The organism is Pseudomonas shiyinii, from assembly GCF_056725765.1.
The window spans coordinates 366,739-380,305 of record NZ_CM161522.1 but is presented as its reverse complement, the minus strand read 5'-3'; the positions used below and the strand labels follow the sequence as shown (position 1 = coordinate 380,305).

Here is a 13,567-nt window from a genome sequence, read left to right as displayed (position 1 = left end):
GACACTAGGGAGGCCAATCCAATACTGACTGAATGGATATTCGAAAAGGAATTGAACAATCACGACGTAGAATGGACAGCTTGATGGCCTATTGCTACGCTAAATTGATTCTGTGACATTAGCTGACACACAAGGAGTAGTGCTTTGCCTAACGTAGAAAAAGTTAGGACGTTATCAATTCGACTCCTACGCGAGGAGTTGGACATTGCGGAGGCGTTCAAGGAAGACTATTCGCCCGGTACTGGAAGGGTCCAGCTCAGGCGTAGCGACTGGCCGTTAGTGGAAGGTGGCGAGCTGTTTGTTGGCCAACTATTCACGAGCCGTCCAAGCTGGCTCGGGTTCTTGGAAGAGCAAGCAGGGCCTCAGCCTGAGAACCTAATTGCTAGCGGTGCCGGAGGCGTCCTGTTTTTGCCTACAGATGACCGCATTTTCGCCATCTGCTTCGGGCATATTCATTTGGCTCTCAATGACGAAGCATTCGAACGCCAGTTTGGCCTTAAGGTCACGCTTAACTCAGTGCCGCGTGATGGACTGCGGACGCTAGACCTGGCGACACCAGATGCCGTCACATTCCAGAAGCGAGTGCAGGCTAGCAGAGACAGTGATGTGCAGGACTTTGGCGTAGATGTTCTCAGAGACCTCGCGCGTGTAGCGGGCGGTACTCCGAGTGATGCGTCCTTTGCAAGATTTGCAGCCGGCCGTGACACTCTTTCGATTACGTGCAGACTAACGTCAGAAACTCTGGCGGATAAGTGCGAGCAGGTACTGGCTGTCTATCGAAGCGATACGTACAAACAACGATTCCCATGGATCGACAACATGCAAGTTGTGCGGATAAAGGAGACTCTCGCTACCCTCGACGGCCACTTGTTTGAGGCGATCAACTCATTGCGAGCAGGGGATGAGAGTGAGCTCCATATGGCCCCCCCAGAGATTGTTGACTATGAGGAAGGCTGTCTCCTTCATTACAACGGCTTCGGCAGCAGTGGTACAGATTTTCACAGCCTGTCGATCGAAGACTATGTGGCGGAACTAAATCGCTGTGAGTTCGATGGTACGATTGATGACATCCGCGAGCGCCATTACATCAAAGCCAAGGCCCCCGATGCTGAGGTATTCAAGGAGCAGTGGCGGGTATACCACTGCTTTACCTTCGAAACCAACCTCAGAGCGGATGACGAAGATCGCAGCTACGTGCTTTTCGCTGGGCACTGGTACAGCGTAGACCGCAATTTCAAACGACAGGTCGAAGCTCGTTTCCAGGCTATCCCTCGGGTAGATATCATTGGGCCGACCGAGTGTCGGAACGAGCGAGAGCTCATTGCAAATCTCGTTGAGCATCGTGAAGACCTACTATGCCTGGACCAGGTAAAAATCAATCCGCAGGGGGTACGCTATGCCAACATCGAACCGTGCGATTTTCTGTCCAGCGATAAACAGTTTATCCATCTGAAGGACGGCCACTCTTCGGGGCCAATAAGCCACCTTTGGTCACAAGGTGTGGTGAGCGCGGAGGCGCTTGTGAGCGATGCAGATTTTCGCAAGAAGCTGCGCCGCGTAGTGCGAGGGCTTCGTAGCGAGGCAGTACGCCTCTTGCCTGCAATCAATGGTCGTGTCGTCCGAGCCGACTATACCGTCGTCTATGGCGTAATGCGCAAACCCTACAAGAATGGTGAACTCGATCTGCCTTTTTTCAGCAAGGTGAGTCTTCAGGCGGCCGTAGACCGCATTGGTCAGCTCGATATTCCCGTCGCGCTGGAGATCATCGCCAAACCTGCCAACGAGCAAGACGAAGGAGAAGAGTAGGGATAGGGTAAAGCAACAGGTCTGCAGGGCAAGCACACCGCGACAGATCCGCAATTACTCTCTCCAGATTACTACTGAAATCAAAGTTTGAAGTTGCCACTTCAAACCCACGGCAAACGTCGGGTTTGTAAAATATTCCCCGGTTCAACCACCGCGCTGCAAGCAAGAAACCCACGCGTTAAACTAATCAATATTGTCTCGACTCAGCAACAATCTCATCTCCTGCTGTAATACGCTTAGCTCGAACTGCAATTTTTCTTGTCGCTCCAATAGTGTAGCCATAGACTCCACTCCCACTACGGCAGGAGGGGCAACATATCTAGAAACCGTCAAATTCCAGTCGTTCTCCTCCAAATCCTTAACAGGAACACAACAAGCAAGACCATCAACAGATTTTCGCTCTGCATACAAGCTTACAACTCTATCTATCGCGTCTTTCCCCAAACGATTCAGGCGTTGACTTCTCGAAAAGTAACTTGAGCCATCAATAAAAAGCACATCTCTAGAGACCGAAGACTTCCTCATTATCAAGATATTCGCCGGTACGGCAGTACCATAAAATGACATTGGAGGAATTGAAATAATGGCATCCACATTATTCTCTAACAGCATCTTCTTTCTGATTTCCCTCTCTACTCCCCCTCTGAACAATACCCCCATAGGCACAACCATTGCTGCTCGACCATTCTCATTCAAACTGAAAAGGACATTCTGGATAAATGCAAAATCCGCATTAGCTTGAGGAGGCAACCCATAGCGCAGAAAGTCAACGGATCTTTCGCCATCCCAATGACGAAGTGAAAAAGGCGGATTTGCAAGAGCCAAATCAAACTTTCCGTAAACCTTCTCTTCATAATCCATACGGGCTAGCGCATCACAAATTTCTATACTATCCACACTAATTCCGTGGACATAAGCATTTGCCATCGCTATAAAAGCTGTCTCAGCAGACCTTTCCCGACCTAAAACATACAGCCAATTCCTTTCCGATGACTCCTTAACTTTATTGATAGCTCCTATCAAAAACTCTCCGGAACCGCATACCGGGTCATATAGCTTTTCTCCACTTTTAGGATTGAGAAGCTGGACCATCAAACTAACTATTCCATCAGGAGTAAAGAAATATCCTCCCTTATTAGAATTTCGCTCAGCCAACTCTATCAAGAACCACTCAAAAAGTGAGGCCAACCCACCTTCGCAATTACACTCATCAAAAGAAAAACACCTAAACTCATCCCAGAGCCTAACCAACTCACTCCTCTCCGACATATCAGAATTGAAGACAGGCTGTACTTCACTCCAAATACTTAGAATGGAATCTGAGAAAAACGAACTTGAATTTCTTTCAACTACATGCGCGACAACCGATGCCAACGATTCCATATTGCACAACTCATCAAGATCTGAGTCTTTAATCAAGCCCTCTCTCGCCTGAATGCTCCGCTCCTCCTTGAGTAGATCAAGTGTTTTTTTGCAGACCATAAAGAGCAACAAAACCTTTACCGCATCCAGATCCGTTCCTCTCAGGCGCATACGCTCAATACTTTCCAGCACAAACGTTTTCAAACCAGCAAACGAAGTACCCATATATATCAATCTCCACCTAATATTTCGTGCGCAGCACTTGCCACCATATTCTCTCCATTAACAATCAACTCACGCAACGCAGTCCTCTGCGCACACCAATTATGATAAATGTCAACTATTTGCTTTTGTTTTTTCATGTTTGGAACTGGCACCGATATTTCAAGCAAATTCTTAACACTTATATTTGGTATGCTTGCGGAAGTTCGTATGGATTCAAGTAAAACACTCCCCTCAGCTGAATTAAAAAACCAATGGAGGTACTCCAAACTTACCCCTCCATCCTGCCTAGGGCGAATTATCGCGACTTGGTTTGTTGTGGTGACATTACCGCTCTCCCCTCTAAACACCATGGCTTCAGTTCGCGTACCTCTTAGCGGCAACAGCAAATCTCCGGCCAGGAGTTTAACCTTCAATTTAGATGGCTCGATATCAGCATAAGGGAGGGAAGTTATATCATTCAGCTCCCCCTCCCGGACGTCCTTTATCTGAATCAACCTAACGCCGCTTTCGGGGCTGTCTGTCTCCGCTCGCTCCCGAAAAGTCTGGCCTAATGAGACATCAGCGATATGAGAGAGTATTTTTTTCGCCACCATTGATTAATTTCCCATGCTCAAATTTTTTTATATCTACTTGCAGGCTTCTAGTTTCACTGCCATCAGTATTTACCTGCCACGAACGATTGAAGCCGACCTCGATATTGGGGCTGAGAGCAAGGTAGACCACAAGGGAAAGATACGTCGGGGGTGCTAATTTCAATCGTTTTCGTTTCATTCAATCTCCTTGCGTGTCTGCCGATATTCAATTCAATCCGTCGCGAGCGCAGAATGCAATCATACTGCAGCAGGCTTGGAGACCATGCTAAGGGAATGGAAGTGAAACGTCAATGCAGTATTGATGCATTCTGCATTTTTTACGCGAAAAGGTCAGCTTAAAGAGACAAGCCTTCCGAGATGAAATGCACCCTACCTAATCCAGAGGGGCGTCCAGCGATTCGACAGCAAATAGCTTTCAAGGCCGCTTGCCCCCTCAGGGTTGAGGACTAGCCGATCTCTACTAATTCGGCCTCGCTAGGTCAAAGAGCTCTGCCCCAGGATCTTTCTTCAACAGCTCGTATACCACCGTCAGAAACACCTCGCGCGTCGACTCATCGCTGAGCAGCTTGGTCGCCATACTAGTGTGGCTGCTCATGGCGGCAGCGATGGCAGAGATGGCTTTTGAAGGCAGGTCCGCCTTCATGGTCTGTTCCATCGTGTTGTTCTGCACTTGGGCCATTACCACGCTGTCAGCGCGCAGCTTCTCGGAAACGTGCACCGCGAAGGCCACCTGGTCAGTGTCGGTAATGTCCTTGCCGAAGGAGTTGTTGAGCTTCTCAATCAGCTCGGCGAGGTATTTTTTCTCGCGGTCGCGGGCGTCGCGCAGGCCGTTATCGGTCATACCATAGAGGCCAGGTGTTTCACCCAGGACGGCGACGCCACTGAGGTTGCTGCCCTTTTTTATCTTGTAGTGGCTGAGTTTGAGGTCACCCAGATCCACCTGTTCGGCGGTGATGCCTTTGAGCCGCTTACGCAGTAGGCGAGCATAGCTGGCGAAGGCCTCCAGGCTCGGGTCGCCGAAGTCGATCAACTGTGCGATATACTCGTAGCTGCGCACGAACTTGGTCAGGCTCTCGCTGAAGATCATCAGCTCGTCGCGTGCCTTGCAATACTCCGAACGCTGTACATCGGCGTACTCCATGTCCTTGTCGTTGCCCTCGTCATGGGCCTTCTCCCAGGCTTTTTCCCACTGGTCGATAGCATCGTTGAGCGTCTTCAACTTTCCGTTGAAGCGGTCAGTGGCTGACTGTGTAAGCGAGAACAGCTTCTGGTGCGTCACCTTCGAGTCGACGATGACATCACCAAAAGCCTCCACCTCGGCCTGCTCATAGATGAACATGCCATCCAGGCGCTGCTTGATATCGTAGACGATGTTCGGATCCTGGATGTCCGCCACTTGGGCATCACGATAGAAGGTCTTGAACGACGCCAGTATCTCGTCGGCCTTGTTAGCGAAGTCGATGACGAACGTCTTGTCCTTGCCGGGGAAGGTGCGGTTCAGGCGCGAGAGGGTCTGCACGGCCTCCACGCCGGATATTTTCTTGTCCAAGTACATGGCCACCAGCTTCGGCTGGTCGAAGCCAGTCTGGTACTTGTTAGCGACAATCATCACTCGGTAGTCCGGGGTGTCGAACACCTTGCGCATATCGCGGCCATGCAGGCCGGGGTTCAGGTTGGTTTCACTGAACTGGTGATCCTTGGGCAGACTGGGCTCTTCCACATCCGTGTTGGGCACCTCACCTGAGAAGGCCACCATCGCCTGCACATTCTCGTAGCCCTTACGCTTGCAGTAGTCCTCCAGCGCCAGGTGGTACTTCACCGCCGCCGCACGAGAGCTAGTCACCACCATGGCCTTGGCCTGGCCACCGAGCAAGTGCGCGACATTCTTGCGGAAGTGCTCGACGATCAGCTCGACCTTCTGTCCCACATTCACCGGGTTGAGCGACAGCCACTTGGCCAGTTTGCGCCCGGCGCTCTTCTCGTCCACGCGCTTGTCATCGACCATCTCGCTGCCAATTTTGAACGCCACTTCGTAGCTGGTGTAGTTCTTCAGCACATCGAGGATGAAGCCTTCGTCGATCGCCTGCTGCATGGTGTAGAGGTGGAACGGTGCCGGCGGGTTGTCGGTGCTGACGGGCTGCGCCGGATTGCGCGGGCGACCGAACAGGCTCAGCGTCGAATGCTTGGGCGTGGCGGTGAAGGCGAAGTAGCTGGCATTGCCTGGGCGCGAGCGCGAGCTCTGCCACACGGACAACCGCTCCGCCTTGGAGAGTTTCTCCCACTCCGCCTCGCTCTGCCCGGTCAGTGCATAGCGCAGGTCATCCGCCGTGCTGCCCCCAGTGGAGCTGTGCGCCTCGTCGATGATGATGGCGAAACGGCGATTGCGCAGGCTCTGCTCGCCGAGGATGGCCTTCTGCGCATAGGGGAACGTCTGTAGGGTACAGACGATAATCGGCACACCATCGAGCATGGCCTTGGCCAACTGCTGACTCTTGGGCAGGCTCGATTGTTGGCGGTCGATAGCGCAGACCACGCCAGCCTGGTGCTCGATCTGCTGGATGGCATCCTGCAACTGCTGGTCCAGCACCTGGCGGTCGGTCACCACTATCACGCTGTGGAAATACGGCTCACCATCCGGACGGCGCACACGAATCAGCGAATGCGTAGTCCAGGCGATGGTATTGGTCTTGCCCGAGCCGGCGCTGTGCTGGATCAGATACGGTTGCCCTGCCCCTTCTACCCGCACCGCGTCGATCAACCTCGTCACACCTTCCCACTGATGGAAGCGCGGGAAGATCAGGCCCTCTTTGAAGTAGGTTTTGCCGTTGACGTCCTGGGCTTCCTTACGCTCCTGCAGCACGAAGCGGTGGAAGATGTGCAGCCAGTTGTCCTTTTGCAGCACCCGCTCCCAAAAGTAGCTCACCGGATAACTACCGTTGTCACCCGGTGGGTTGCCGGCGGCGCCATCGTTGCCCCGGTTGAATGGCAGGAAGAAGGTCGAGTCGCCGGCCAGCTTGGTGGTCATGCGTATGTCGCTATCGCTCATGGCGAAATGCACCACCGCGCCACGCTTGAAGGTGAGCAGCGGCTCCAGGCCACCGCTCTTGCGCTCAGGGCGACGGTCTATGCAGTACTGCTGCATGGCGGCCTGGACTGACTGGGTGAAGTCGGTCTTCAACTCCACCGTGGCAACCGGAATGCCGTTGACGAAGAAGGCCAGATCGATCTCGTCGGCTTTGTCCAACGAGTAACGCAGCTGCGGAACTACACGCAGACGGTTCGTCGCATAGCGGGCGATCACCGTGTCGTTGCGTTCATCTTCGGGCAGAGCCTGGCTCATAGACAGGGTGCCGCCACCGGCCACAGCAAAGCCGTATCGCAACACATTCACCGTGCCGCCATCGACCTTGTTCTCCAGCTGCTTGACCAGTCGCTCCAGCACCACATCACGCGCGCCAACACCATTGAGGGCAACGATCTTGGCCATGGCCACTGGCTGACTGTCCTCCAGCCAGCCCACCACGTCCTCAGGGATTAGCGCCCGCCCTTTGTCGTAGTCAGCCGACTTACCCACCAGCCAGCCGGCACCTTCAAGCTGCTCGACGATATAGCGTTCCAGTTCGCATTCGTGGTGGATCTGACTCATCGTTTCGTCCTTCAACTTCGCGGCCATCCTTGGGAACAGCCCATCTAATAATGTCTATCGGGCGTATCTACAGATACAGGCGAGGCACATCCACTCACCGTCGTCGTAGGGGCAGCCAGTCAAGTTGTAAGTTGGTGGCGCCACCCAGATCAACCGCTGCGGCTGCTTGATCTTATTCATCGAGCGACTCGTTTTCTGGCTTCACACCAACACCGTTCAGTTGGCTGTCCTGCCAGGCGGCATAAGTTTCGCCACTGTCCTCGACCAGCCAAGCGGTTCGACCGCTAGCTGCACGCCCACACACAACCGCTGCTGCGGCACTCGGGCTACTGAAGGCATAGTCGTCCTTGAACACCAGATACTCACTTCCGTCACTGACCATCACACCATCACTCACCAACTGCTGATACAGATTCCGGTAGTTGTGATCCGCAGTTCCTACCCATTGAGCGCGAGCCCGTGCCCCTTTTAGGACGAAGAACTCACCATCGACCTCTTGAGCCTGCGCGCGCTCTTTGCTCTTTGGAAGCTGTAATGCAAAACGCGGCGACTGGCTAACCGGTTGCTCGACAGGGACCATAACAAGCTTGGAGGGTTTGATCAGCTCGCGCAGGAAGTCGAAGCCCAGCACTGGTAGCACGATGCGGATCTGCTCGAGGAAAAACGCCATGTCAGCTCGGTCCGACTCAGGCAAGTTGGTGTAGCTATGTGCTGTGCCATTACCTACTACACAGCGACCGGCTTGAGTGGCGATCTTGATTAGTTGGCTCTCCAAATACTTGGCATGGGCCTTGGTCAGGTTCTGGTCCTTGCTGGTGATCAGACACACACGTTCCCAGAAGTCCTTGCCACCCTGCTCTTGCGGACGGTTATGTTGCTTTAGGCGCTGGGCCACATCATCAGACTCTCCGATATACACCCGGGTACGCAGGCTGTCGTCCGGGTCGGGGCCGACAAGAAAGTACACTCCGGTACGCGCACATTCGGGGCGCTGCACCAGTTCGGCCAGCTTGGAACGCGGGCCGGTCAGCACATGGCCGGTCCAGTTCATGATTTCGGCGGTGAGCAGGCCGTTGGGTGTGCCGTCCACCAGAAACAGACGCAGGCTGCGGCCCTGGCTCATACGTCCCCCCTCAGGTCGATCTGGCCTGTGACAGCGGCGGTGATTAGGGCATAGCGGCGCTCTTTCAGCAGTTCGATGCTACGCTCGGTTTTTTCACGCAAATGTTCTATGCGCGTCGTAGCTGCCGAAACCCGGCTGATAATTTCGACCTGTTCATTCGCGCCGGGGACTGCGACAAGCAAGTCCAGAATGACCGACTGGGCAATATTGACCATGGATGAGCTAGCACCAGTGGCCTCTATCTCCACAGCTCTGCGCCCATATACAGTTACTAACGCGGCAAGAAAGTCAGGCGTTACACGTTCACCGCATCCAACCCGGTAGAGCTTGTCGCACAGCAATAGGTACGGGTAGTCATGAGGGACCACAGCACAACTGCCTACTAGCTCCCGTGTGTTAGCGCGTGAGATCAAAACATCTCCTGCCTTCAGGCTGAGCTCTGGCCGTGGCTCCATTTCGGTAGGTAGCGCTTTGCTTTCTTCGGGGCGGAATACGCCGCCATTCACACAACCGACCTTCACAACCCCCCATTCACCCTGCTCTGGAATACGAGCTTCGCACTCAGGACTCCACCCTTGGCCAATGCTGCTTATCAGCCGTTTGAGGGGGAGCATTTTCCAATGCTCCGGCACCTCTCCCAGCCACTCAACGCCGGAGTCTTTCATCCTAACGTTGGGGGCGAGGCCCTTGGTTACAGCATGGGAGATTAGTGCCTGGCGCTTTTCACGCAGCAGCTCGATAAAGCGTGCTTTCTTTTCAATCAGCGCGTCGATGCGGGCGGTTTCGCGGTCAAGAATTTCTGCGACTACTGCTTGCTCAGACTCTGTTGGAATTACTACTTGGCAGTTTCCAACATCTTCAAAAGTAATAGTTTGCCGCACACCAGCACCCAAGGTTTTCATGTGCGCCACATCGAACAAATACAAAAGCCACCGAAGAAACCGCTGATTCATCTCCTTTATCGGACACAGAACTATATATGCTGGACTTACTCGGACCTCTATCTTGCACAGAGCAACACGAAGGCTCTTTAAGTCGTAATTGAGATTTATTGGATTTATGAGGAATTCGCCAGGAAGAACCTCTTGATAGGTTTCCAAGGTTTCCTCGTTGAGCATAACTTTCTCAACAACTTCGCCAAAACTAATGGCACCCGCTGGAATTGACCTCCCTTTTACGGGACGCTTTTCTGAAAGGATGTACCGGATTCTGCAGACGCCCCAACCCTCTGGCACCCGCCCTAACCAATCTACCCCAGAGTCTTTATAGGCTGGATAAGGCTTGTAATGGCTCATGCCGTCACCTCGCCCAATAACGCAGCAATCTCGGCCTCCACGGCCTTGAGGTTGGCATCGATCTCAGCCAGTGGGCGCGGCGGCTGATAGACGTAGAAGTAGCGGTTGAAGTTGATCTCGTAGCCGACGATGCCGACCTGACCGTCCTTCGCATCCGTCTTGCCGGTATCGATCCAGGCATCCGGCACATGGGGCAGTACTTCGCGGGCGAAGTAGTCGCAGACACTCTGGTTGAGTGGCACGTTCTCGAACTCGCGCAGGTCGGAATCGGACTGCGGGTTCCCCTTGTCGTCCGGCACTGGCTGGGCATTGGCGTCGCGCTCGCCAAAGCAGGCCAGCGCGGCTTTCTGCGCGCCCTTGCCGAGCTTCTTGATGCCGGCGGCCTTGAGGAAGGCCGGCAGGTTGTCGAACTCGTCCTGTACGCCAGCGAAAGCCTCAATCTGATCGGCGCCCTTGGTGTCCCGGTAGGCGGCGAGTTTTTCCGGGGTGACCGAGAAGCGAAGGCGCAGCGGGCGCTCGACGGTGATGCGGCGGTAGCCGAAGTCGGCGGTGGCGAAAATCTTCGAGCTCGGGCCTTCCTCGAAATCCTCGTGCAGCTTGGCGATCTCGGCGATCTGCTCGTCCGACAGGTACTTGCGCTTGCTGCCCAGGCTCTTACGCATGGGGGCATGCATGGCGCTGGCATCAATCAACTGCACCCTGCCCTTGCGCAGCGCGTCTTTGTGGTTGGACAGCACCCATATATAGGTACCGATGCCGGTGTTGTAGAACAGGTCGTTTGGCAGGGCAATGATTACCTCCAACCAGTCGTTTTCCAGAATCCAGCGGCGAATCTCCGACTCTCCGGAGCCGGCGCCGCCGTTGAACAGTGGCGAGCCAGACAGCACGATGCCGAGGCGGCTGCCGCCCAACTTAAGCGGTTTGCGCTTGGACAGCAGGTGCATGAGGAATAGCAGCGAACCATCGCCCACGCGCGGCAGGCCGGCGCCGAAGCGGCCGGCGAAGCCTTGCTGGCTGTGCTCGGTCTGCACCTGCTTCTGGACGTTCTCCCACTTCACGCCGAACGGCGGGTTGGCCAGGCAGTAGTCGAACTGCTCATGTGGCAGGTGATCGTCGGACAGGGTGTTGCCGAGTTTGATGTTACGGGTGTCGTAGCCCTGGATCAGCTTGTCCGCCACGGAGATGGCGTAGGTTTCCGGGTTCAGCTCCTGAGCGTAGGGCACCAGCCGGGCATTGGGGTTCCACTCGTAGACCTGCTCGATGGCCGAAGACAGAAAACCGCCCGTGCCGGCGGCGCAGTCGTACACGGTACGCACTACACCATCGCCGTTGAGTGCCTGATGATCCGGCGCAAATACCAGGGTGGTGGCCAGGCGCACCACATCGCGCGGGGTAAAGTACTGCCCGGCATCATCGTTGGATGACTCGGCAAACTTGCGGATCAGGTGCTCGAAGATAAGCCCCATTTCGTGGTTGCTGATCTTGTCTGGGTGCAAATCGACTGCTGCAAACTTCTGCGCGACCAGATACAGCAGGTTAGCTTTCTCCAGCTTCTCCAGCCACCTGTCAAAGGCGAAGTGCTCGAACACCTGGCGGGCGTTGGCGGAGAACTTGGCGATGTAGTCTTCCAGGTTGGCGCGGGTGCTGGTGGAGCCCACGCTGTCCAGGGAAAACTGCGAGAAGTTGTAGAAGGTTGCGCCGGCCGTCGTCGGCAAGATCAGGTCCATGTCCACGCCACTGGCCTTCATCGCCTCATACTGGCTGCGTACCTTGCCGCGGGTGGGTTCCAATACACATTCCAGACGACGCAGCACGGTGAACGGAAGGATGATGCGGCCGTACTCGGAGGGCTTGAAGGCTCCCAGAAGCAGATCTGCGATATTCCAGATGAAGGGGGCCAGGGTCTGCTGGTTCACGCGCACGTTCCTTACACAGAAGCAGGGAGGGCGTGCTCGCCGCATCCCTGTGAGGTATATGTGATCAATGCCACACCTTAACCGGTTGGATAGCTTCGAGCCAGTATCGACATACGGCTAAGGTGCTGATTTCATTCATCTCGGCCAGGAAACGCCCACGGCAGGTTTGCTTGTGCTTACAGGCGTACTCCAGATCGGAAAGCTTGTCCGACTCATTGGGTGGTGCCTATTGAGGGTTGATGGAGGGCAACATCTAACCAGTGCGTTATTCCAAACGGTATTCCAAATACATCTTCAAACAAAAAAATAACCTTTGAAATTAATTTATTGGGGAAACGATTCAGATTACCCCGGCCCACCAAATACCTTACAAAGCCCCATTTTTTTTGGGGCTTTGCGCTATCTGGACCTTAGCATTTTTACCGGTATGCCACTGACAAGTGACATTCCTGTAGGTCAAGCAGCACCCCGGCTGTTACATTGACTCACTCCCCGTACCCATTCTGCCCGGATCTTATTCGTCAACGCCCAACCCCTACCCTGCTCACAACGCTTTCATCTCAGCAATATCCCGCGCCACCTGATCTGCAGAGTGGTCAAACATCGCCTGCTCCTGCACATCCAGCGGCAACTCGATCACCCGCGCCAGTCCCTGCTCTGCCAGTACACAAGGCACGCCCATGGCGATGTCGTGACGCCCGTACTCGCCCTGCAAAATGGCCACCGCCGGCAAAATACGGTTTCGTCCATTGGCGATCGCATCGACCATCTGGGCAATGGCCACACCCGGCGCATCGCAGGCGCTGCCCAGTTTCTTCAGGCCGAGGATCTCACCACCACCTTTTCGCGTACGCTCGACAATTTGCTCGATCTGCTCATTGCTCAAGAAGTGCGACAACGGCACCGAGCCGATCTGGCAGTAGCGCATCAGCGGCACCATGCTGTCACCATGCCCGCCCAACACCAGCGCCGTGATGTCCCGGGCAGAAAACCCGGTTTGCTCGGCGATGAAACACTTCATGCGGGCAGTGTCCAACACGCCGGCCTGCCCGAACACCTTGTCGCGACCCAGGCCACTGATACTCCAGGCGCGGTAGGTGAGCACGTCGACTGGGTTGGACACCACCAACACCGTTGCCGTAGGTGCATGCTGTTTGATATCGGCCATGATGCTGTCGAGGATGGGCAAGTTGGTACTCAGAACATCCTGACGCGACTGGCCCGGCTTGCGCGGAACGCCTGCAGTGATGACCACCAGCTCGGAGCCATCCAGCATCTCGGCTTTGGCCCCGCCGTAGACGCGGGTATCAGACCCGGACTCTACAGCAGCCTGCCACACATCCAGCGCCTTACCCTGCGCCAGCTCACCCTGAACGTCCATCAACACCAGCTCACGGCATAACTCATCCCGAGCGATGATTTGCGCTGCCGCCTCACCGACCAGCCCGGCACCCACGATTGTCAGTTTGTCCATCGGACACCTCCTAGCCGCGTGCGCCACCAGGAACACGCCTGCGTATAGAGAAGTATCGTCCGCTGGGGCGAAAACACATCCGAAAACTCGCGCCGTCGCAGGCCTGTTGTGAATGACCTTTTGGGGA

The 13,567-nt window shown here is 54.8% G+C and carries 9 protein-coding genes; 1 reads left to right on the top strand and 8 read right to left on the bottom strand.

Annotation, left to right across the window (positions count from 1 at the left end; all coding sequences use genetic code 11):
• Positions 1-144 precede the first annotated feature (144 nt).
• Positions 145-1,806 carry a DUF6119 family protein gene (locus ACXHGZ_RS01855; RefSeq protein WP_480462109.1) on the top strand — a complete coding sequence of 554 codons (1,662 nt, stop codon included), beginning with the start codon at positions 145-147 and terminating at the stop codon, positions 1,804-1,806.
• Positions 1,807-1,989: 183 nt separating this feature from the next.
• Here the strand turns inward: ACXHGZ_RS01855 and ACXHGZ_RS01850 are convergent, their stop codons facing one another.
• The 8 genes from ACXHGZ_RS01850 to ACXHGZ_RS01815 all read right to left on the bottom strand — a co-directional run bounded on the left by ACXHGZ_RS01850 (position 1,990) and on the right by ACXHGZ_RS01815 (position 13,440).
• Positions 1,990-3,393, bottom strand: coding sequence for an N-6 DNA methylase (locus ACXHGZ_RS01850; RefSeq protein WP_480462108.1), 1,404 nt, complete (start codon positions 3,391-3,393; stop codon positions 1,990-1,992).
• A 5-nt stretch (positions 3,394-3,398) separates the two neighbouring features.
• Complete coding sequence (locus tag ACXHGZ_RS01845) at positions 3,399-3,986, bottom strand: restriction endonuclease subunit S (RefSeq protein WP_480462107.1); 588 nt, start codon at positions 3,984-3,986, stop codon at positions 3,399-3,401.
• Positions 3,952-4,164, bottom strand: coding sequence for a hypothetical protein (locus tag ACXHGZ_RS01840; protein WP_480462105.1), 213 nt, complete (start codon positions 4,162-4,164; stop codon positions 3,952-3,954). Before ACXHGZ_RS01840 ends, ACXHGZ_RS01845 begins: the two co-directional genes overlap by 35 nt.
• A gap of 282 nt (positions 4,165-4,446) precedes the next feature.
• Positions 4,447-7,632: a type I restriction endonuclease subunit R gene (locus ACXHGZ_RS01835; RefSeq protein ID WP_480462104.1), complete on the bottom strand. Its 3,186-nt coding sequence runs from the start codon at positions 7,630-7,632 to the stop codon at positions 4,447-4,449.
• A 172-nt stretch (positions 7,633-7,804) separates the two neighbouring features.
• Positions 7,805-8,755 carry a GIY-YIG nuclease family protein gene (locus ACXHGZ_RS01830; protein WP_480462103.1) on the bottom strand — a complete coding sequence of 317 codons (951 nt, stop codon included), beginning with the start codon at positions 8,753-8,755 and terminating at the stop codon, positions 7,805-7,807.
• Complete coding sequence (locus ACXHGZ_RS01825) at positions 8,752-10,050, bottom strand: restriction endonuclease subunit S (protein ID WP_480462102.1); 1,299 nt, start codon at positions 10,048-10,050, stop codon at positions 8,752-8,754. Before ACXHGZ_RS01825 ends, ACXHGZ_RS01830 begins: the two co-directional genes overlap by 4 nt.
• Complete coding sequence (locus tag ACXHGZ_RS01820) at positions 10,047-11,966, bottom strand: type I restriction-modification system subunit M (RefSeq protein WP_480462100.1); 1,920 nt, start codon at positions 11,964-11,966, stop codon at positions 10,047-10,049. Before ACXHGZ_RS01820 ends, ACXHGZ_RS01825 begins: the two co-directional genes overlap by 4 nt.
• Positions 11,967-12,510: 544 nt before the next feature.
• Positions 12,511-13,440, bottom strand: coding sequence for a malate dehydrogenase (locus ACXHGZ_RS01815; protein ID WP_480462099.1), 930 nt, complete (start codon positions 13,438-13,440; stop codon positions 12,511-12,513).
• Positions 13,441-13,567 lie beyond the last annotated feature (127 nt).